The following is a 20,774-nucleotide window of genomic DNA, read 5'->3' as shown; positions in this document are numbered from 1 at the left end:
ACCGTCTTCGGCACTCGGCCGGCTAGGTGCGCGGGCGTATCGGCGCGGAGCCGTCCCATGATTCGCTTGCCTTCCTGATCTCTTCGAAATACTCGCCTTTGCCGCCCTTCATTTCCGACACTTCGATCATGCCGCTTGGAAGTTCGGGGTGAACGAAGTATGCGAAGCGGCCACGCAACCCCATCCGTCCGCCGTGCCCTTCCTCGTAGCCGCTGGTCAGCAGCCGGTCACAAAACTCGTCGAAGTTGTCCAGCGTCCAGAACGCCACGTGCTGGGCGCATTCCCCATTTGTGCGCAGGGAGTCCAGATATAGCGACGGCGCATCGTCGCGTTGCTGGATCAGTTCGATTTGCAGGTCACCCGAATTGGCCAGCGCAATCGACAGGCGCGGCGGCTGCGAGACCTGACCGCGATACCGGAATTCAGTGGTTCCCACCTCTTCCTTGTAGAACCAGGGCCCCACCCCCAGCACCGCTGACCAGTGATGCATGGCCTTCTGGATATCGCGCACGACATAGCCGACCTGGCGAACGCCACCAAAGAATTTGCTCATCGATGTTCCTTAATTCATGTGGGCGCCGCCGTTGATGTCCAACGTCGTGCCGGTGACGTAGCTGGAAAGCTCGCTTGCCAGGAACAGGCAGCCCCCGGCGACTTCGTGCGGACGTCCGGCCCGGCGCAGCGGCCAGACCTGTGCGGCGTCGTCCTTGCTGGCATCCGAGCGCCCGGTGCGAGAGAAATCCGTCGTGATAAGACCCGGCGCAATCGCATTGGCCCGGATCTTGTGTTCGCCGAATTCCTTGGCCATGGCACGGGTGATTCCTTGCACGCCCGCTTTGGCTGCGCAGTAATGGGCGCCGCCGAAGATCCCCCCGCCGTTCTGCGCCGACAGCGAGGAAATCGAGACGATGCTTCCTCCGCCGCGCTGAATCATCAAGGGAATGACAGCTTGGCTCAGGTTGAAGACGCCGGTCAGGTTCACCCGCAGGATGCGCTCAAAATCGGCGGGGGTGATGTCGCGAAAAGTGGCCTTTTGAGTGATCGCCGCATTGTTCACCAGCACGTCGACCACCCCGCCCGACCATGCGGCGACCCTGTCCAGCGCCGCGCGGCATTGCTCATCGCTGCCGACATCGCAGGCCAGGGCAATCAGCTGGCTTGACGCAACCCCAAGGTCTGCCGCGCTTTCCTGTATGCGGGTCTCGTCAAGATCAAGAATGGCCACACGGGCGCCGTGCTCAAGAAAGAGCTTTGCGGTGGCTTTGCCTATGCCTTTCGGATGGGCGGCCCCCGAGATGACGGCAACGCGGTCTTCAAGCAGTTTCATCGAAGTCTCATGCAGGAAATGGGCAACGAGATGACTCGTCGCCACGACAAGGGAATCGCCTACTGCGGCTGAATACCGGCTTCTTTGGCCACCACGCGCCAGGCTTCGATGTCGGCAGCGTTGGCCTTTTCATGCGCAGGCCCGGACACATAGTTGGCCGAGATGCCCAAGCCGAGAAGCTTGTTGATGACTTCCGGCTCTTTCAACACTTTTTCCAGGGTGCCGGACAAGCGTTCGACAATGGGCTTGGGCGTGCCGGCGGGCACGTACATCGCCCAGTTCAAGTCGCGATCGAAGTCGATGCCCTGCTCTTTGTAGCTGCGGATCTCGGGCACGCTGGGAGAGCGCTTGGTACAGACCGCCAGCCCCTTCACCTTATGCTGCGTGACCATCGGCGTGGCGGTCGCCATGTCGACAAAACCCACGTCGATGTGCCCGCCCATGATGTCGGTCATGATCTGCGTGGTGCCTTTGTATGGCACGTGCTGCATCTTCAGATTGCCCTTCTGCACCAGGACTTCGCCGCAGAAATGTCCGGTCGAGCCGATTCCCCAACTGGCGTATTGCACGGGATCTTTGCGCGAATCCGCCAGCTTCTTCAGCCCTGCAAGGTCATTGGCGGGAAAATCATTGTTCGCGACCACCATAATTGCCGAGTTGCCGATGGCGCCCAGCGACGTGAAGCTCTTGATGGGGTCGTAAGGCAGGTCCTTGTAGACCAAGGGTGACAGCACGTGCGTGGTCATCCCGCCTATCGTGATCGTGTAGCCGTCAGGCGCGGAACGGGCAACCGTCGCAATGCCGATCGTGCCTCCGGCGCCGGGCTTGTTCTCGACAATGACGGGCTGCTTCAATTCGGCCGAAAAGCGCTCGGCCAGGATACGGCCCAGGGTATCGCCGCCCCCGCCTGCCGAGAACGGCAACAGCATGCGGATCGGACGATTCGGGTAGTCGTCGGCATACGCGGTGCCCATGCCAAGCAAGGCAAGCATCGCCGCTGCAACGGAAAGCTTTTTCATTGTTGTCTCCTCGGTTTTGTCTCCGGGTGCAGCGCCTGGCCGGCCCGCCCGGTTTTTATCTGTAGAACGTGTTGGTCTTCACAAGGCTGCCCAGCCTCCTGTACCGGGCAACCGCTACCACTACAACAACCCGAGCGAACGCAGCTTTGCGTTCTGACAGGTGTAGGGACGCTCGCAGATCACCTTGGCCGAATTGGGCGCGAACTCGAAAGTCGCAGCCATGCGGACGCGAAACTGGCGTCCCGTGGGCTCGTAGGTCTTGCCGTCAACCGTGAATGGCCCGGCATGCGTGCCGGAAAGCCAGAACTCCACCAGGACGATGTCCGTCCCTTCAGCGGCCGCCACTGCGATGATCTCGTTCTTCAAGTCGGGAAACGAGGCGCGCGACGAATGGAAGTACCCCATGACCTCGCTTTTGCCGTCAAAGACCGCGCCGCTGGAGTGCATCTCATAGCGGGGATGTTCGAACGTGTCGATGACCTTGTCCCACTCCTGCACGCACTCCAGGGCCATGTGGTCGATGACGGTCTGGACGCGTTCTGCCTGCAACTGGGTACTCATGAAAATTCCTTTTTGTGGAAACGTTTCCGCAAATTATGAAGCCGCTATAACTCCATAAAAAGCTAGGGATTTCCATAAGAGTGGAAACGATAACGCAACCGGAAGGCAATCCCACCGGTGCCTTGGGCGGGCGCTGGCTACCCGCGAAGTGCAGTCATGCGCAGCCCGCCGCGCGCACGCGGCGGGCATGTCCCGATGGCGGACCTACACCGCCATTCCCGCGCTCGGCCTGACGACATCCACAAAGCGTTGCAGTAGCGGTGCCGCATCCTCGCGCCGGTACGCCAGCAGCAAGCGGCTGGTCGCATCGGGGGTGTCCAGGTCGCGATACACCACGCCCGGAATGCCGGTGCGGGCGTAGGTATCGGGCAGCACCGAAATGCCCATGCCCGCCGCCACCAGCCCGACGATGGTCGCGCCTTCGCGCGCCTCTTGAATCAGGCGCGGCGCGAAGCCGGCGCGGCTGGTCAGCACCATCACATGTTCAAACAGCCCGCAGCCCAGGCCGCGCGGAAACAGAATGAACGGCTCATCCGCCAAGGCCGCCATCGGCAAAGGATCTTGCGATGCCGCCAGCGGATGCCACGCCGGCAGCACCGCCACCAGGCGGTCCTTCCACAAATCCAGCGTCTGGATATTGGGCGGTGCGCAAAACAGCAACGAGGGGCGCAGAAAGCCCACGTCGATACTCTTGTCGGCCAGCGCCTGAAGCTGCTGCCCGGTGGACATGTGGATCAGGTCCGCGCGCGCCGCGGGGTGGCTGCTGCGAAACGTATGCACCACGCGCGGAAAGGCTTCGGCCATGGGTACCGAAGCGGTGAACGCGATGCGGATTTCGCCCGCCTCGCCCTGCGAGGCCAGGCGCACGACCTCGGCCGCGCGGTCCAGGTTGCCCAGCGCGCGGCGCGCCTGCTCCAGAAACAGCGCGCCCGCAGCGGTCAACGCGACATTGCGCTTGTCGCGCTCCAGCAGCACCGCGCCCAACTCGTTTTCCAGCGCTTTGATCTGCAAACTCAGCGGCGGTTGGCTGACGTGCAGGCGACGGGCGGCGGCGCTGAAACTGAGTTCCTCGGCGACGGCGACGAAATAGCGGAGCTGGCGGAATTCCAATTTATTTGCAATCCAAATAAGTCGACGGGGGAAAAAGTATTGGACGATATTATTGCCCGCCCAGCACCATGTCGACATCAGAACAACGACACAGGAGACATTGATGCAGAAGCAAAAGCTCGCCTCGCTCGGGGCGGCCGTTGGCCTTGCCACCGCCCTGACGGCGACCTTCAGCGCGCACGCGGCGGACAGCTTTCCCGACAAGCCGGTGCGTATCGTGGTGCCGTATGCCGCCGGCGGCGGCGTGGATATCGTGACCCGGCTGATCACGCAGAAAATGGCCGACGTGCTCAAGCAACCGGTCATCGTCGACAACCGCCCGGGCGCCGCCACCAACATCGGCATGGAGCACGTGGCGCGCGCCGAGCCGGACGGCTACACCTTGCTGACCGCCTCGAACACGCTGGCCAGCAACGCGGCCTTGTTCCCCAAGCTGAACTTCAATCCCGCGAAGGATTTCACGCCCATCGGCGCCATCGGCTACGCGCCGCTGGTCGTCGTCGTGCGCAGCGATTCCTCGGCCAAGAGCCTGAAGGACCTGGTCGCGCAGGGTCGTGCGCAGCCCGACAAGCTGACCTACGGCTCGGCCGGCAACGGCAGCTCGGGGCATCTGGGCAGCGAACTGCTCAAGTCCGAAGGCGGTTTCAAGGCGCTGCACATTCCCTACAAGGGCGGCTCGCCCGCCGTCACCGACTTGCTGGGCGGCCGTCTTTCTTTCATGTCGATCAACCCGCTTGAAGTCGTTTCGCATGTGAAGGCCGACAAGCTGCGCGCGCTGGCGGTGCTGAATCCGCATCCGGCCAAGCTGCTGCCCGACGTACCCACGGCCGCCTCGCAGGGCCTGTCGGGCGCGGACGCCACGGTGTGGTGGGGATTGGTGGGCCCGGCCGGCATGCCGCCTGCGGTGGTGAGCAAACTGAACCAGGCCTTGCAGGCTGCGTTGGCGGACCCCGCGTTCAAGCAGCGCATGAGCGAAATCGGCGCCGAAATCACGCCGGGCAGCGCCTCGGACTTCGGGCATTTCGTGGCGGATGAAACGGTGAAGTGGACCCGGGTGATCCGCGAAGCGGGCATCAGCGCGGACTGACGAGCCTTCGGGCCGCGCCGGGCAGCGCCATCGCCCTGCCCTGGCGGCCTTTCTTTTTATTCAGGATGAAAGCATGAGCAGCACAACGCAAAACGGTCTGATCGTCAGCGCCCATTCGGCAGATTTTGTGTGGCGCGCGGGCGGCGCCATCGCCCTGTATGCGCAGCGCGGTTTCAACATGACCGTGGTGTGCCTGTCGTTTGGCGAACGCGGCGAGTCGGCCAAGCTGTGGCGTGAACCGGGCATGACGCTGGAACGCGTCAAGGCGGCGCGCCGCGAAGAAGCCACGCGCGCTGCCGGCATTCTTGGCGCGTCGGTGCGCTTTCTGGATTGCGGCGATTACCCGCTGCGGGTCAGCGACGACGCCCTGTTCCAGTTGGCCGACATCTACCGCGAACTGCGGCCGGCCTTCGTGCTGACGCATTCGCTCAAGGACCCCTACAACTTCGATCACCCGCTGGCCACGCACGTGGCGCAGGAGGCGCGCATCATCGCCCAGGCGCATGGCCATCGGCCGGATCAAACGGTGCTGGGCGCCCCGCCCGTGTTCCTGTTCGAGCCGCATCAGCCTGAACAATGCGAGTGGAAGCCCGAAGTGCTGTTGGACATTTCATCGGTGTGGGACGTCAAGCGCCGCGCCTTTGAGTCCATGGCTGCGCAGGAGCACTTGTGGGAGTACTACACGCGCGTCGCGTTGCAACGCGGCGTGCAGGCATCGCGCAATTCGGATTTGAAGATCTCGCACGCCGAAGGCTATCAGCGGATATTCCCGCAAGTGACGGGGGCTTTCGCATGAGCGCGCGCGCCATCGCCGTCCGGAACATTGCACGCGCCGAGGCCGCCGTGATCGATCGTCTGCAAGCGGGCGGCGTATCCACGGTGCACGAAGCCCAGGGCCGCTCGGGTTTGCTGCAACCTTACCTGCGGCCGGTTTGGCGCGGCGCGGCCATCGCCGGCAGCGCCGTGACGGTGCTGGCGCAACCCGGCGACAACTGGATGCTGCACGTGGCGGTAGAACTCTGTCAGCCGGGCGACGTGCTGGTCGTGGCCTGCACCACCGAAAACCATGACGGCATGTTCGGCGAACTGCTGGCCACCTCGTGCGCGGCGCGCGGTGTGCGCGGCCTGGTCATCGACGCGGGCTGCCGCGATGTGATGGCGCTGGAGGCGATGCGCTTTCCCGTCTGGTCGCGCGCGGTCAGCGCCAAGGGCACCGTCAAGGCGACGCCAGGCAGCGTCAACGTGCCAGTGGTGTGCGCGGGTGCGCTGGTGCGTCCCGGGGACGTCATCGTGGCCGATCAGGACGGCGTCGTCGTGGTCGAGCGGCAGCGCGCAGCGACTGTCGCGCAGGCCAGTGAGGCGCGGCTGCGCAAGGAAGACGCCACGCGGGCAAGATTGGCCGCCGGCGAACTGGGTCTGGACATCTACGGCATGCGCGACAAGCTGCGCGAGGCGGGCTTGATGTATGTCGACACGCTGGACGAGGCGCAGTCGCACTAGACAGGCGGCGGACCCTGCACGAGTCCGCCCATACCCCTCACATCCCGTCGAACCAGGATTTCCACTGCGGCACCGCCAGCGCATAAGTGCCCCGGTGGCTGGTCGGCCCCGTCGAGATCGCCTGCACCGCCGCATTGCCCGCGCCCATCGCGTGTTGATAGGTCGCGGCCAACTGGCCCAGTCCGGTGCTGATGGCTTCGTCGCTGTCGCCGTAATAGTTGCGCACGGGCGTCTTGATGACCCAGCGATAGGCCTGGGTCTGAGCAACCAGACGGCCATACGCCGATGCCGCGAAGAATTGCGGATCGAAGTATTCGGCGCGGATCAGCTTGCGCACGTCCGTCGGCACATCGGCTGGCTTGAAGGGTTCGCGCGCATAGGCCTTGCGCGATACCTCGTAGTACTCGGGGTTCAGCAACGAGCGCGCCAGGCCCGGCTCGCCGTAGTAGTTCTCGAACGAGAACGAAGACAGGATGAACAGGCTGGTGACCCAGTCTGCATCGTTGGGACGCGGAAAGCTCAGAAACCCGTTCAGCGCAACCGACACATCAACTGGCGCGCTGGCCGTCACCGCCGCCTGCACCGGAACGCCCGCGGCCTCCAGCTTTTCCAGGAAGGCCATGGTCACGAAGCCGCCTTGCGACCAGCCCGCCAGGAACAGCTTGCTGCTGTCGCGCTTCAGGTCGGCAAGCACCGCGCGCCCGGCCACCAGCATGTCGTAACTGGCTTGTTGATGACTCGCCTTGACCATATAGCCTTCGGGCTCCGGCGAATCGCCCAGCCCGAAATAATCCGCGCCGATCAGCGCGTAACCCTGGCCCGCGAACTGGGCAATCATCAATTGGGTTTCGGGCGACTGTTCGGGATAGGACGGCACTTCCTGCTTGCCGTAAACGGTGCCGTGCTGATAAGACACCATCGGCACAGACGCCTGCGCCGTGTCCGGCAGCGCCACCAGGCCGGTCGCGACCGTCGGGCGATTGCCGCGCTCTGGAATGACCGATGCGTAGCTGACGCGATACAGATTGACCGCATTGCGCGCCGGCGTGTAGGTCGCTTGCGTACCCGCGAAACTCGGCGTGTCGGTTTGCAGGATGCGGTTGAGCCGGTCAATGTCCCAGCGGGCCAGCCATTCATAGCGCACGCCAGAAGCCAGCACCGTACTTGTGCTTGCCGTCGCGGCAGGGGCCGGGGTCGGGGCTGGGGCCTGCGCCTGCGCGGAAAGCGACCCAAGGCTGCCCAGGGCAAGCCCGACTGTCATGCAACACCGTGCCGCCCAACCCTTTGCACGTCCGCGAACTGCATGGCCCATCTGTATTCCTTGTGAGTCCAACGACTTGACGCGCCCTGCGCAATGGCGCCGGGGATAGCACAGGCACGCACGACTGGCGCCCCGGCATCTTAATTTTGAGGCGCGATTGTACTGCCGGCCCTCCCGCTTGACAGCCCCCTTGCGCCGCCAGAACATACGCCGATCAACCCAACTGCGTCGCAAGGATCCCAGGCATGACTCCCTCATCGAACGGCACCGCCGCCCTGGCGCGTGCCAGCCAGGACCTGTACGTCGCGGTGCGGCGCGATGCGCCGCTGGTGCAGTGCCTGACCAATTTCGTATCCATGAACATTGCGGCCAATGTGCTGTTGGCGATGGGCGCGTCGCCCGCGATGGTGCATGCCTCGGACGAAGCGCCAGAGTTCGCGCGCCTGGCGGGTGCGGTGGTCATCAATATCGGCACGCTATCCGCGCCGTGGCTCGACAGCATGCTGCTGACCGCCGCGTCGGCGCACGAGGCTGGCGTTGCCTGGGTGCTGGATCCCGTCGCCCATCACGCCACGGCATTCCGGCGCGACGCCGTGCGGCGATTGATGGCGTTGCAACCTGCCATCGTGCGCGGCAACGCATCGGAAATCATCGCGCTGGCAGGCGGCCAGAGCGCGGGCAAAGGAGTCGATGCGCGCGACGCGGTGGCGCAGGCGGAGCAGTCGGCCAGGGAAATCGCCATCGCGCACCGCACCGTGGTGGCGGTGACCGGCGAAACCGATTACGTCACCGACGGGCAGCGCTCGGTACACATCACGGGCGGCTCGGCGCTGATGCCGCTGGTCACCGCCACCGGCTGCGCATTGAGCGCACTGGTGGGCGCCTTCGCCGCCGTTGCCAAGGATGACGCCTACACGGCGGCGGTGGCCGCACTGTCCTGCTTCGCCATCGCGGGCGAACGCGCGGGCGCGCTGGCGCAGGGCCCGGGGTCGTTCGCATGGCGCTTCCTGGACGCGCTGGCGGGGCTGGAGGCAGAGAGCCTCACGCGGGAATCTCCGCTGCGCTGAAACGTGAATGGCGGGCTGACACGTCAATGACAGCTGGGGGTGCTTACAATAGCGCTGTTGCATCGCAACAATTCTCGAATCACCCCTCGCCCTTCCCCATGTCTCACCCCGCACTTACGCAGCACCGACCCGCGCTGGTCCTCATTGCGCTTGCTATCGGCAGCTTCGCCATCGGAACCACCGAGTTCGCCACGATGAGTCTGCTGCCTTATTTTTCTCAATCGCTGGGCATCGATGCCCCCACCGCCGGCCACGTCATCAGCGCCTATGCGCTGGGGGTGGTGGTCGGCGCGCCGATCCTGGCCGTGCTGGGCGCGAAGATGCCGCGCCGCCGTCTCTTGATCGCGCTGATGGGTCTGTTCGCCATCGGCAATGGCCTGAGCGCCATCGCGCCCGATTATCACTGGATGCTGTTCTTCCGCTTTCTTAGCGGCCTGCCGCATGGCGCGTATTTCGGTATTGCCTCGCTGGTGGCCAGCTCGCTGGTGCCGGCCAATCGCCGCACCGTGGCGGTAGGCCGCGTGTTCCTGGGCCTGACGGTCGCCACCATCGTCGGAGTGCCGATGGCCAACTGGCTGGGACAAGTGATCGGCTGGCGCTGGAGCTTCGGCCTGGTGTCGCTGCTGGCGGTGCTGACCATGATCAGCGTCGCCATCTACGCGCCCGATACGCCCGCCGTCCACAAGGCCAGTCCGCTGCGCGAACTGAGCGCGCTGGGTCGTGGCCAGGTCTGGATCACGTTGGCGATCGGCGCGGTGGGCTTTGGTGGGCTGTTCTCCATCTACACCTACCTGGCCGACACGCTGACCGCCGTGACGCAGGTAGCCCCCACCACCGTGCCCTTCGTGCTCAGTGCGTTCGGCGTGGGACTGACCGTGGGCAACATGGTGGTGCCGGTGTTTGCGGACCGCGCCGTCATGCGCACGGCGGGCCTGCTGCTGCTGTGGTCGGCCATCGTGCTGGCGCTGTTTCCGTTGATGGCGCACAACGTCTGGCTGATCACGCTGAACGTGTTCCTGGTGGGCGTGGGCGGCGCGTTGGGGACGGTGCTGCAAACCCGCCTGATGGACGTGGCGGGCGACGCGCAGGGGCTGGCCGCCGCGCTGAACCATTCCGCCTTCAATACCGCCAATGCGCTAGGCCCCTTGCTGGGCGGCCTGGCCATTGCGGCCGGCTACGGCTGGACCTCGACGGGCTGGGTGGGCAGCCTGCTCGCCATCGCCAGCATGCCCTTGTGGCTGTGGGCCGTCCTGCTGGAACGCCGCCATCGCGCCGCGCGCCAGGCGCGCATGGTGGCCGCGACCGAGTCGGCGTAACCGCCTGCTGGCGCATCTAGCGGTAATACACGCAGATGCGCCGACCGCCGATCTCGTGCACGTCGATCGGCAATTCGTACAGTGGCCCCAGCACCTCGGGCCGGATCAGTTCGGCCGGGGTGCCCTGATGCGCCACGCGGCCCTGGCGCATCGCCACGATGCGGTCGGCGTAGCTAGACGCGAAATTGATGTCATGCAGCACCAGCACCACCGTCTTGCCCAGCTCATCGGCGGCGCGGCGCAAGGTGCCCATCATCGCGACCGCGTGCTTCATGTCCAGGCTGTTCAGCGGCTCGTCCAGCAGCACGTAGCGCGTGTCCTGGCACAGCACCATCGCCACGAAAGCGCGCTGGCGCTGTCCACCGGACATCTCATCCAGATAGCGATCCGCCAAAGTATCCAGGTTCAGATACGAAATGGCGCGGTCGATGTGGGCTTTGTCGTCCAGCGTCAGCCGGCCGCCCGTATGCGGATAGCGGCCGAACGCCACCAGATCCCTGACGGTCAGGCGCAGCGGCAGGTGGTTGTCCTGCCGCAGGATGGACAGGCGGCGCGCCAGCTCGCGGCTGTCTGCGCGAGTCACGTCCAATCCGTCCACGTGGATGCGCCCCCCGGACAACGGCAACAGCCGGCTCACCATGGAAAGCAGTGTCGACTTGCCCGCGCCGTTCGGCCCGATGATGGCGGTCACGCCACGCGCGGGCAATCGGAGCGTGACCTGATTGACGACCACGCTGTCGCCATAGTGTTTGCTGACACGGTCTATTTCTATCATCGGCGCCCCTTGCGCAGGATAAGGATCAGGAACATCACGCCGCCCACGAATTCGATCACGACGCTGACCGTGGTGTTCAGGCCCAGCACGCGTTCCAGCAAGGTCTGCCCGCCTACCAGGAAGATGACGCCCAGCAAGGTTGCAGCGGGCACGGTGTACTGATGCTTGTCGGACCCCATCGCCTGGTAGGCCAGGTTGCTGACCAGCAGCCCGAAGAATGTGACGGGGCCGACCAGCGCGGTGGATACCGACACCAGCACCGCGATCGCGCCCAGCGTCAGCAGCAGGCAGCGGCGATAGTCCACGCCCAGGTTCACGGCAATGTCGCGTCCCAGCGCCAGCACGTCGTAGCGATGACGCAGCCGCCAGATCACCAGCGTCGCCACGCACACGGCGGCCATCGCGATGGGCAGCAGCGACACGCGCACGGAATTGAAGCTTGCGAACATGCGGTCTTGCAGCACGAGGAATTCGTTGGGATCGATCAGCCGCACGACGAAGCTGGACAGGCTGCGAAACAGCAGGCCGAAGACGATGCCCACCAGCATCATCAGGTGCAGGCTGCGCACCGCGTCGGAAAACAGCCAGCGAAACAGCAGGCAGGCAAATGCCGTCATCGCGCCCACCTCCAGTACAAAGGCCGCGACGGAATGCTCGGCGGCAGCGGCGGCCTGACCGAATCCGAACACCACCACGGCCTGGATCAACAGGTACAGCGCATCGAAGCCCATGATGGCGGGCGTCAGGATGCGGTTGTGCGTGATGGTCTGGAACAGCACGGAAGACACAGCCACGGCGTATGCCACCAGCAGCATCGCGGCCAGCTTGCCGCCGCGAAAAGGGATCACGAACGACCATTGGCCCTGCGCGCCCAGGCTCATGTAGGCCACGATGCATGCCAGCGCAACGGCGGACAGCCATAACAGGCGCAGGCGTTGCGGCGCGGCTGCGGAGAAGGAGCAGGCGGATTCAGCCAAGGCGCGTCCTTTTCAAACGCAGCAGGCAGAGGAACAGGATGCTGCCGACCACGCCCACGACCGTGCCGATGGGAATTTCATAGGGATGGATAACCAGCCTGCCGATGATGTCGCAGGCCAGCACGAACACGCCGCCCAGCAGCGCCACCCACGGAATGGCGCGGCGCATGTTGTCGCCCAGCACCAGGCTGACGGCGTTGGGTACGATCAGGCCCAGGAACGGAATGCCCCCGGCCGTCACCACCACCACCGCCGATATCGCCGACACGATCAGCAGGCCCACGAAGGTCAGGCGCGCGTGGTTCAAGCCCAGGTTGGACGCGAACTCGCGGCCCATGCCGGCCACCGTGTAGCGGTCCGCCGCCATGTAGGCGGCACAGGCGAGCGCGAAGCCGATCCACAGCAATTCGTAGCGGCCGCGCAGCACGCCTGAAAAATCGCCGGTGGTCCAGGCGTGCAGCGATTGCAGCAGGTCGAAGCGAAACGCGATGAAGGTGGTGGCGGCGTGAATCACGCCGCCCAGGATCAAGCCGATCAGGGGCACGATGAACGGCGTGCGCAGCGGCACGCGGCGCAGCAGCGCGAGGAACAGCAAAGTGCCCGCGAGCGCGAAGGCCGTGGCCGTCATCATCTTGCCGATCACGGGCGTGTCCGGCGCCAGCAGCGTGATGACCAGGATGCCCAGCGTGGCCGACTCCACCGTACCGGCGGTGGTGGGCTCGACGTAGCGGTTGCGCACCAGCATCTGCATGATCAGGCCCGCCACCGCCAGCGCCACGCCGGCCAAAAGCAAGGCCAAGGTGCGCGGCACTCGGCTGACCAGCAGCAGCCGCCACGCGCGCTCGGCCTCTTCCCCGCTACCCCAGAGCGCCGTGAAGGACAGCTTGCCCGCCCCCAGGCTGACGCTGGCCGCGCACAGCGCCACCAGCACCAACACCACCCCGGCCATGCCGCCCCACCCGCTTATCGCCCGCCGCCAAGTCATCGACGGCCTTTTGCTACGTACCACATACCGCCTACTTTCCTTGCGCCAGCACGGCTGCGATATCGTCCACGTTCTGCTGCATGGCCGTCAGCCCGGCGCTGCCCAGCAGATACCAGTTGAAGCCGTTCAGATACACCACGCGCTTGTTCTTCCATGCCTGGGTGGCGCGCACCAGATCGTTGTCCAGCATGCGCTGGGCCGACACGCCTTCGCGACCGATCGCGGCGTCGCGGTCGATCACGAACAGCCAGTCGGGGTTGGTCTCGGCGATGAACTCGAACGACACGGCCTGGCCGTGATTCGACACGTTCAGATCCGGCGAGGCGGGCTTGAAGCCGAACGTATCGTGGATCACGCCAAAGCGCGAGCCAGGGCCGTAGGCGCTCATCTTGCCGCCCGTGGTCAGCACGATCAGCGCGGTGCCGGCCGACGCGGCCTGCCCGTGCAGCGCGGCAATCGAGGCGCGCAAGGCGTCCAGCTTCTGTTTGGCCTGCGCTTGCCTGCCGGTAATGGCCGCCAGCGTTTCGGTGTTGCGCGCGACGCTGCCCACCAGGTCGCGCGGGTCGACGGTCAGGTCGATGGTGGGCGCCAGCCGGGACAACTCATCGTATTTGGGCGCGGACCGGCCCGCCACGACGATCAGCTGCGGCTGCGCGGCGTGGATCACCTCGTAGTTGGGCTCGAACAGCGAGCCGACTTTCAGGTAGCGATCGTCGGCGTACTGCGCCAGTTGCGGCGGCAGCTTGGCGGCGGTCGGCACGCCCGCGACCTCCGCGTCCAGCGCGTGCATCGTGTCCAGCACCGCCATGTCCATGACGATGATCCTGGCCGGGTTGGCGGGCACCTCGGTCTGTCCGCGCGCATGTTTGACGGGCACGGTGGCAGGTGCGGCCCACACGCCAGCCGCCGAGCACAAGGCCAGCGCCGCGCCCGCGCGCAGCAGCCAACGGCGGGCACGGTACTTGTTTTCCAGCATAGTCATAAGAACCTCAGTGTGTTGCGGGGGGACAAGCAGCGCCCCCGCTTCTTGTCGCTGTCAGAACTTCACGCCCACGCCCAGCCAGTAGCGGCGGCCGTCTTCGACGTATTCGTAGTCGTCATACGTGACCTGCTTGTCGAACAGGTTGTAGATGCCGGCGTAGACCGACACGGTCTTGTTCACCGCGTAGGACGCGCCCAGGTCCACGAAGGTGTAGGACGGCGCCACCACCGAGGACGACGATGCGCCCGTGGTCGGCTGGCTTTCCTTGCCCCGGTAGTTCACGCGCGCCCACGCCTGCAAGGCGTCGGACGCCTGCCAATCCACCGTCGTGGTGAACAGGTGCTTGGGCAGCTGGTTCAACGGTTCGCCCTTGTACTGGCCGGATTTCTGTTCCGACTTGGTGTACGTGTAGCTGCTGGTCAGCGACCAATCGCGCGCCAGCGGCAGCTTCATGCTGGCTTCCACGCCGCGCGACACGGCCTTGTCCACGTTCATGTAGGTGGTGGGATTGGAGCCGAACTGGTTGGGGCCTTCGGTGCATTGCGTCAGCGGGCAAGCCACGCGGGTGATCTTGTCCTTGAAGTCGTTGTTGAACAGCGTGACCCCGGCGTTGAAGCCTGCGCCGTCGTCATACAGCAGGCCGATTTCCTCGGTCACGGACTTCTCGGGCGTCAGGTCGGGGTTGCCGTACATGTTGCCGCCCCGGCTAACCTGGCCCCACCCCGCCACCGTCTGGCGCAGGTCCGGCGCGCGAAAGCCCGTGGACACGCCGCCCTTGAGCGTCCAGCGGTCCGCCATGCGCCACACGCCGTACAGGCGCGGACTGAAGTGCGTGCCGAAGTTCTCGTCCTCGTCCATGCGCAGGCCGGCGGTGACGGCGAAGCTGTCGGTCAGCCGCCATTCGTCTTCGGCGAACAGGGCCCACTGATAGCGGTCGATCTTGTTGGGCCCGCCCGACAGCTGGTTGCCGGTCTGGTCGTTCAAGCGCTGGCTCAGGTATGTGCCGCCCAGCGTCAGCATGTGCGAGCCCAGCGGCAGTGTCCAGCTCGATTGCAGATTCAGGTTCTTGACCTTCATCTGGCGCGAGCGGTTGTCGAATTCTTCCTGTTGCACATAGCTGTCTGACACGGCCCAGCCCCAGCGCCCGGTGTGCGACAGGGCCCACTTGTTGCTGCGGTAGTCGTTCTGCGCCGACGCAGGGCAACCCGTGCGTGCGCAGGCGACGCCGGGCGCCAGCGGGGCGACGGTCTTGCCCAGCGTCTCCTGGATTTTCTGGCGCATCGCGGTGGCTTCCAGCACGATGTCATGATCGCGGTTCGGCGTCAGCGCGAGCTTGGCCGTGACGCTGTCGGAATTGCGCTTGCGGAACCCGTTGACGATGTTGTCTTCGTCGCGCTGCGATGCCTGGCCGTAGATCTGCAAGCCCAGCAGATCGTTCTTGATGGGACCGGCCAGGTAGAAGTTGCCCTGGTAGATATCGCCCGACTTGCTGCTTTCCTGGATCGTGGTGTCCATGCGGATTTCGCCGCCCCATTCCTTGGGCACCTTGCGCGTGATGATGTTGATGACGCCCCCCATGGCGTCCGACCCATACAGCGACGACATCGGCCCGCGCACCACTTCAATGCGCTCGATGGCGGCCAGCGGCGGCGTCCAGCCGCCTTCCACGCCGGCGGAATCGGAGTTGGTACGGGTCTCGCGCGAGCTCTGGCGCTTGCCGTCGATCAGGATCAAGGTGTATTGCGGGCCCATGCCGCGCAGGCTGATGTCCTGGCGGTCGCCGCCGCCCGTCACGATGACGCCGGGCACGTCGATCAAGGCGTCGTTCACGTCGCGGTAGAACTTCTTGTCCAAGTCTTCGCGGGTGATGACGCTGATCGACGCGGGCGCGTCCTGGATCTGCTGTTCGAAGCCGCTGGCCGTCACCACGACGGTATCCAGGGTCTTGGCCTCGTTGGCGCTTTGCGCCCACGCGGCGGCGGGTCCCATGCCCAGGCCCGCGGCGCAAAGCGCCGCCGCCAGTTGGGTCCGCGATGTCAAAACACGGCCGCCCAAGGCCAGATCGTTGCTGCTCATGATGCTTGCTTGCTCCCGTACCAGGACCCTGCCGCACCCTGCGTGCAACTTCGGGCCTGCCTCTTATTTCTTAATGAAAACTATTCTCATATTAGAATTGAGGCCTTCGGAACCGGGCAAACACCTTTCCGCAACTTTTATCTTCTTCGCACTTCTTGACACTTCGGCGGGCGGCCATCGGCCACACTACCGGGTGCGGACACACTACGGATGCTCTTCTCAACCCCAGCGGTCGCACGCCGCATCCTGCTCATCGACGACGACGTCGAGCTGGCGCAGATGCTGCGTGAATACCTCGAACCCAATCACTGCCTGCTGACGCTGGCGAGCACGGGCGCGCAAGGCCTGGCCATGCTCGCGCAGGACGATTACGACCTGGTCCTGCTTGATCTCATGCTGCCGGACGGCAACGGGCTGGACCTGCTCAAGCGCTATCGGCAGCGCTCGCGCCGCCCGGTCATCATGTTCACCGCGCACGGCGGCGAAACCGATCGCGTGTTGGGCCTGGAATTCGGCGCGGACGATTATCTGGCCAAGCCTTTCAGCCCGCGCGAACTCAAGGCACGCATCACCGCCGTGCTGCGGCGCTTTGAAGAGGTGCCCGAAACCTCGCGGCCCAGCCTGACGCTGGGCGCGCTGTCGCTGGACCCTGCCTCGGGCCGGGCCTGCCTGGATGCCGAAGAGGTGCTGTTGACCGGCGCTGAACAACGGATCCTGGAACTGCTGATGCGCGCCCCCGGCCAGGTCGTGGCGCGCGAGCAGATCGGCATGTACGCGCTGGGCCGCCGCCCTGACCGCTACGACCGCAGCATCGACACGCACATCAGCACCCTGCGCAAAAAGCTGCGCCTGGATCAATCCAGCGGCACGCTGTCGATCCGCAATCTGCGCGGTCTGGGCTACGTGCTGGCAGGCGCGGCCTGATGCGCTGGTTGTTGCCGACGCGGTCGCTGTTCTGGCGCGCCTTCCTGACCTTCTGGTGTGCGATGGCCGTCATCCTGGTGTGCGGCATGCTGTTCACCGCCGCCGTGGCCTGGTATCGCATCAATTCGCTGGACGGGCTGAACCCCGGCAGCCTCACGCACGACGCTGCGCAGATTGCGCGCATCCACGGCAAGGACGGGCTGGAACGCTGGGTCCAGGCCATGGACCAGCGCTACTCGGCGCTGAAGATCTACATCCTGGACAGGGACGACCGGGAAATCCTGGGCCGCACGCTGCCCGCCCGCATGCACGACTGGTTGAGCGCGTATCGCGCCGCGCCCGACCGGCCGCTGCCCTCGAACCTGACCCAACCCGATCCCGCTGTCCAGCGCGTGTCCTGGTGGCAACCCCAGTTGCTGGTGCTGCCCGATGGCGATGAACTGCTGATGCTGTTCCTGCCGTTCGACTCATCGCATTGGGAAGTGTTGGGGCTGTCCCCCGTCGCGCTGGCCTTGCTGCTGTTCGCCCTGGCCGTGACCGCGCCCTTTTGCTGGGCGCTGACCCGGCACGTGACCGCGCCCTTGACGCAACTGCGCCACACCACGCAGGCGCTGGCGGCAGGTCACCTGGGCGCGCACACACCGGACAAGCTGGCGGGCCGCAAAGACGAGCTGGGCCTGCTGGCGCGCGACTTCAACGCCATGGCCGACCGGCTCAAGGCGGTGGTCGACACGCGCGAACAATTGCTGCACAACATCGCGCACGAGTTGCGCTCGCCGCTGGCCCGGTTGCGTCTGGCCAGCGAACTGGCGCGGCGCAAGGACGAGCGCCAGGACGTGCAGCTGGACCGCATCGAACGCGAATGCGAACGCCTCGATGCGTTGATCGGCAGCACGCTGCGGCTGGCCCGGCTGGGCGCGCTGCCCGAACCGCGCGACACGCTGGACCTGATCGATCTGGTCAGCGCCGTGGTGGACGACGCGCGTTTTGAAGCGACGCAATCGCAAGTGCGCATCGTGTGGGAGCCGCCTTCGCCCGTTTTCATCACGGGCGAAGCTGACAGCCTGTCCAGCGCCATTGAAAACGTGCTGCGCAATGCGCTGCGGTTCGCGCCCGCGCATAGCGCCATCCGCGTGCGGCTGCTGCAAAATGCGCAGCACGCCTGCCTGGAGATCGAAGACCGGGGGCCGGGCGTGCCGCAGGAAGACCTGGGATCGTTGTTCGAACCCTTCTTCCGTTCGGCCTCGGGCGCGCACACTCCCGGTTCCGGCGCGGGCCTGGGCCTGTCCATCGCCCAGGCCGCCGTGGCCGCGCACAAGGGCCGGATCGCGGCCAGGAATGTGTCTCCGCATGGCTTGGCCGTGCGCATCGAAATTCCGCATCCGCTGCCCCGCCCCGTGCCGCCATCGCTGACGCATTCGGGCGCGCAGCCGCCCCTGTCACCAGGGCGGCCGGCTGGCGTCAGAACGTGATGTTGGCCGACACCCACAAGCGGCGGCCTTCCAGCACCTGGCGGTACGAGTTGGACCAGTTGGCGTTGGCGGCCGGCGTCGTTGCGCCCACCTTCGTCGGGCCGTAGTTCACGAAGTTCTTGTCGAACAGATTGAATACGGACGCCGACAGCGTCACGTTCTTGCTCACGACATACGAGCCGCCCGTGCTGGCCAGCCAGTACGGGTTGTAGAACACCTGCTCTTTTTCCCAGTTCATGTCGTTGAACTGCTTGGCGCGGTATTCGCCGCGCGCCCACACGTTGAACTGGTCGTTGATGCGCCAGTTAAGGCCCAGGTTCAAGGCGTGGCGCGGTTGCGAACCCAGCGGTTGGCCCTCCTTGGCGCCCGACGTCACTTCGCTGGCCGTCAGGGTGTAGTTGCCGTTGAATGACACGCCGCCGCCCAGCGGCACGCGACCGCCGAGTTCGAAGCCTTGAATGGTGGCGGTATCGATGTTCACGCGCTGCGAGAAATTGGCCACCGGGATACCGTTGCGTTCCCACACGCCCAGGTCCAGGCAGCCCGCCGCCGGGCCGCCGACCGCGAGGCAGTTGGGCACGTTCTGGCTGTCGATCTTGTCCTTGAACTTGGTGTGGAAGGCGGTCAGGTTGCCCGACAGACCTTCGCCGTCGTCAAACAACAAACCCAGTTCCGACGCGGTGCTGCTTTCAGGCTTGAGCTGGGAATTGCCCAACAGCGGCATGGTGCCCTGCGCACCCAGGCCGATGATGCCGTCGGTCATCAGGTTGATGTCGGGCGTCTTGTAGCCCTTGCTGACGCCGCCCTTGACGGTCCACATCGGCGTGGCGTTCCACACCAGATAGCCGCGCGGGCTCCACTTGCCGCCGAACTGTTCGTTGCGGTCGTAGCGCGCGCCGGCCGTCAGGGCCAGGTCGTCGACAATCCGCCATTCGTCTTCGGCGAACAAGGCCCATTGATACTGACGCTGGTTCAGCGGCGCGGACACGAGCGTGTCCTTGAAATGCTGCTCGCGCCACTGCCCGCCCACGGTGAGGTTGTGGCGTTCGTTGAACAGCGGCGTCGTCCACTTCGTGTCGAACACCCAGTTGTCGTATTCAAGATCGCGCTTGTCGCCGTCGGTGGGACGACGCGGCGCGTTCATGGGGTTGGTGCGGCCGATGGTTTCGGTGGTGTCGTACACCAGGCTGGTGTCGGAGCTGACCGAACCGCTGTAGCGGCCCAGGTGCGTCAGCGCATAGCGCTGGCGGTTGAACTTCATCTCCGGGTCGTAGCCGCCGCCCTGGCGGTTGGGCGCGATGCTGGTGTTCAGCGTGCCGAGTTCTCCGTTGGCGTTGTCGTAGGTCTGCCAGTTGCTGTCCACGTCGAACAGGATGTCGTGGTTGCGGTTGGGCGTGAGCGCCAGGCGCAGGCCCACGTTCTGCTGCGTGCTGTCGCCCAGGCCCGAGAAGCTGGCGATGTCGCCGGTGTATTTGCCGCTGTCGTATTCGGCCTGGTTGACCGGGTAGTCGCCGTTGGCGCTCAGGCGGCGGTAGTGGCCGCCGCGCAGCGTCAGGCCCAGCTTGTCGGTCTTGATGGGGCCGCTCAGGTAGAACGCCGCGCCGTAGTTGTTGCCGTAGGTGTTGTCACCCTGGGCGGTGCCGTCCAGCGTGATCTGGCCGGTCCACTCCTGGCTGACCTTGCGCGTAATGATGTTGATCACGCCGCCCATGGCGTCCGAGCCGTACAGCGTGGACATGGGCCCGCGCACGACTTCGATGCGTTCGATGGCGGCCATGGGCGGGATGAAGTTGGTGTCGACGTCGCCAAAGCCGTTGGGACGCGCGCCCGAGCTGTTCTGGTTCAGGCGCTTGCCATCGACCAGCACCAGTGTGTAGTCGCTGGGCAGACCGCGGATGCTGATGTTCATGCCCCCGGCCTTGCCGCCCCGCTCGACCGTCACGCCTTCCACATCGGCCACGGCATCGGCCAGATTGTGGAACGGACGGGTTTCAAGCTGCTCGCGCGTGATGACCGAAATAGAAGCCGGCGCGTTCTTGATTTCCTGTTCAAAACCCGAGGCCGTCACGACCACGGTATCCAGTTGCGCAACACCCATGGTGTCTTCCAGGGATCGCGCGGCGTTCTGGGCCTGCGCGGCGCAGGGCGCGATGATTGCCAAGGCCAGCGCAGACAGACGGAATGCGGGCGGCAAGGCGCGGCGGGATGCACGGCCGGCCGGATCGGCGTTGCTGGCGTTTGATGGGTTTGCTTGATCTTGCAGGCGTATCTGACGGGGCGAACTGATGAGCGACATAGGAAGTTGTAAGAACCACCCGGGCGGGCGGCGCGCTAG

General features: G+C 65.3%; 19 protein-coding genes. 7 read left to right on the top strand and 12 right to left on the bottom strand.

Translation table 11 applies throughout. From position 1 onward, the window contains the following. Nucleotides 1-22: 22 nt before the first annotated feature. The 5 genes from API01S_RS02940 to API01S_RS02920 all read right to left on the bottom strand — a co-directional run bounded on the left by API01S_RS02940 (nucleotide 23) and on the right by API01S_RS02920 (nucleotide 4,017). A complete protein-coding gene (locus tag API01S_RS02940; protein WP_061303014.1) occupies nucleotides 23-553 on the bottom strand; it encodes a VOC family protein in 531 nt (176 codons plus the stop codon). Nucleotides 554-562: 9 nt separating this feature from the next. Further along, complete coding sequence (locus API01S_RS02935) at nucleotides 563-1,327, bottom strand: SDR family NAD(P)-dependent oxidoreductase (protein ID WP_061303012.1); 765 nt, start codon at nucleotides 1,325-1,327, stop codon at nucleotides 563-565. Between the two features lie 59 nt (nucleotides 1,328-1,386). After that, nucleotides 1,387-2,346 carry a Bug family tripartite tricarboxylate transporter substrate binding protein gene (locus API01S_RS02930; protein ID WP_006220119.1) on the bottom strand — a complete coding sequence of 320 codons (960 nt, stop codon included), beginning with the start codon at nucleotides 2,344-2,346 and terminating at the stop codon, nucleotides 1,387-1,389. Between the two features lie 120 nt (nucleotides 2,347-2,466). Continuing rightward, entirely contained in the window at nucleotides 2,467-2,907 is a 441-nt protein-coding gene (locus tag API01S_RS02925; RefSeq protein WP_061303010.1) for a nuclear transport factor 2 family protein, read from the bottom strand. Between the two features lie 204 nt (nucleotides 2,908-3,111). Beyond that, nucleotides 3,112-4,017, bottom strand: a complete 906-nt coding sequence (locus API01S_RS02920; protein WP_061303008.1) for a LysR substrate-binding domain-containing protein — start codon at nucleotides 4,015-4,017, stop codon at nucleotides 3,112-3,114. Between the two features lie 103 nt (nucleotides 4,018-4,120). Between API01S_RS02920 and API01S_RS02915 the strand changes: the two genes are divergently transcribed. The 3 genes from API01S_RS02915 to API01S_RS02905 all read left to right on the top strand — a co-directional run bounded on the left by API01S_RS02915 (nucleotide 4,121) and on the right by API01S_RS02905 (nucleotide 6,604). After that, on the top strand, nucleotides 4,121-5,104 hold the full coding sequence (locus API01S_RS02915) for a Bug family tripartite tricarboxylate transporter substrate binding protein (protein WP_061303006.1): 984 nt from the start codon (nucleotides 4,121-4,123) through the stop codon (nucleotides 5,102-5,104). A 73-nt stretch (nucleotides 5,105-5,177) separates the two neighbouring features. Next, nucleotides 5,178-5,900: a PIG-L deacetylase family protein gene (locus API01S_RS02910; protein WP_006220123.1), complete on the top strand. Its 723-nt coding sequence runs from the start codon at nucleotides 5,178-5,180 to the stop codon at nucleotides 5,898-5,900. Next, nucleotides 5,897-6,604 carry a 4-carboxy-4-hydroxy-2-oxoadipate aldolase/oxaloacetate decarboxylase gene (locus API01S_RS02905; protein ID WP_061303005.1) on the top strand — a complete coding sequence of 236 codons (708 nt, stop codon included), beginning with the start codon at nucleotides 5,897-5,899 and terminating at the stop codon, nucleotides 6,602-6,604. Before API01S_RS02910 ends, API01S_RS02905 begins: the two co-directional genes overlap by 4 nt. Nucleotides 6,605-6,641: 37 nt before the next feature. On the opposite strand, the gene API01S_RS02900 is transcribed toward API01S_RS02905, so the two are convergent. Further along, nucleotides 6,642-7,865, bottom strand: a complete 1,224-nt coding sequence (locus tag API01S_RS02900; RefSeq protein ID WP_061303003.1) for a serine aminopeptidase domain-containing protein — start codon at nucleotides 7,863-7,865, stop codon at nucleotides 6,642-6,644. A 245-nt stretch (nucleotides 7,866-8,110) separates the two neighbouring features. On the opposite strand from API01S_RS02900, the gene thiM reads away from it, so the two are divergent. Both thiM and API01S_RS02890 read left to right on the top strand, forming a co-directional pair. Continuing rightward, complete coding sequence (thiM, locus tag API01S_RS02895; protein WP_061303002.1) at nucleotides 8,111-8,932, top strand: hydroxyethylthiazole kinase; 822 nt, start codon at nucleotides 8,111-8,113, stop codon at nucleotides 8,930-8,932. Nucleotides 8,933-9,030: 98 nt separating this feature from the next. Beyond that, a complete protein-coding gene (locus API01S_RS02890) occupies nucleotides 9,031-10,248 on the top strand; it encodes an MFS transporter (protein WP_061303000.1) in 1,218 nt (405 codons plus the stop codon). Nucleotides 10,249-10,264: 16 nt separating this feature from the next. Here API01S_RS02890 and API01S_RS02885 read toward each other — a convergent pair whose 3' ends face one another. The 5 genes from API01S_RS02885 to API01S_RS02865 are packed head-to-tail and all read right to left on the bottom strand — an operon-like array spanning nucleotide 10,265 to nucleotide 16,043. Next, the gene (locus API01S_RS02885; protein ID WP_050730151.1) at nucleotides 10,265-11,023 is read right to left on the bottom strand and encodes an iron ABC transporter ATP-binding protein; all 759 of its coding nucleotides are present in this window, start codon (nucleotides 11,021-11,023) and stop codon (nucleotides 10,265-10,267) included. Then, entirely contained in the window at nucleotides 11,020-12,000 is a 981-nt protein-coding gene (locus API01S_RS02880) for an iron chelate uptake ABC transporter family permease subunit (RefSeq protein WP_174544657.1), read from the bottom strand. The genes API01S_RS02885 and API01S_RS02880 overlap by 4 nt, the downstream gene beginning before the upstream one ends. Further along, the gene (locus API01S_RS02875; protein ID WP_061302998.1) at nucleotides 11,993-12,985 is read right to left on the bottom strand and encodes an ABC transporter permease; all 993 of its coding nucleotides are present in this window, start codon (nucleotides 12,983-12,985) and stop codon (nucleotides 11,993-11,995) included. The genes API01S_RS02880 and API01S_RS02875 overlap by 8 nt, the downstream gene beginning before the upstream one ends. Nucleotides 12,986-13,016: 31 nt before the next feature. After that, complete coding sequence (locus API01S_RS02870; protein ID WP_061302996.1) at nucleotides 13,017-13,967, bottom strand: siderophore ABC transporter substrate-binding protein; 951 nt, start codon at nucleotides 13,965-13,967, stop codon at nucleotides 13,017-13,019. 54 nt (nucleotides 13,968-14,021) lie between these two features. Next, on the bottom strand, nucleotides 14,022-16,043 hold the full coding sequence (locus tag API01S_RS02865) for a ligand-gated channel protein (RefSeq protein ID WP_061302995.1): 2,022 nt from the start codon (nucleotides 16,041-16,043) through the stop codon (nucleotides 14,022-14,024). Between the two features lie 210 nt (nucleotides 16,044-16,253). Between API01S_RS02865 and API01S_RS02860 the strand changes: the two genes are divergently transcribed. Continuing rightward, nucleotides 16,254-16,967 (top strand): response regulator transcription factor, encoded by a 714-nt coding sequence (locus API01S_RS02860; protein ID WP_061302993.1) that lies wholly within the window; start codon nucleotides 16,254-16,256, stop codon nucleotides 16,965-16,967. Continuing rightward, on the top strand, nucleotides 16,967-18,439 hold the full coding sequence (locus tag API01S_RS02855) for a sensor histidine kinase (protein ID WP_061302991.1): 1,473 nt from the start codon (nucleotides 16,967-16,969) through the stop codon (nucleotides 18,437-18,439). The genes API01S_RS02860 and API01S_RS02855 overlap by 1 nt, the downstream gene beginning before the upstream one ends. Here the strand turns inward: API01S_RS02855 and API01S_RS02850 are convergent. Then, complete coding sequence (locus API01S_RS02850; RefSeq protein WP_254598507.1) at nucleotides 18,429-20,735, bottom strand: TonB-dependent receptor domain-containing protein; 2,307 nt, start codon at nucleotides 20,733-20,735, stop codon at nucleotides 18,429-18,431. The genes API01S_RS02855 and API01S_RS02850 overlap by 11 nt on opposite strands. Nucleotides 20,736-20,774 lie beyond the last annotated feature (39 nt).

Origin of the sequence: Achromobacter piechaudii NBRC 102461 (assembly GCF_001571245.1) — a bacterium.
GTDB lineage: Bacteria > Pseudomonadota > Gammaproteobacteria > Burkholderiales > Burkholderiaceae_B > Achromobacter > Achromobacter piechaudii.
This window is presented reverse-complemented; position numbering and strand designations above follow the sequence as displayed.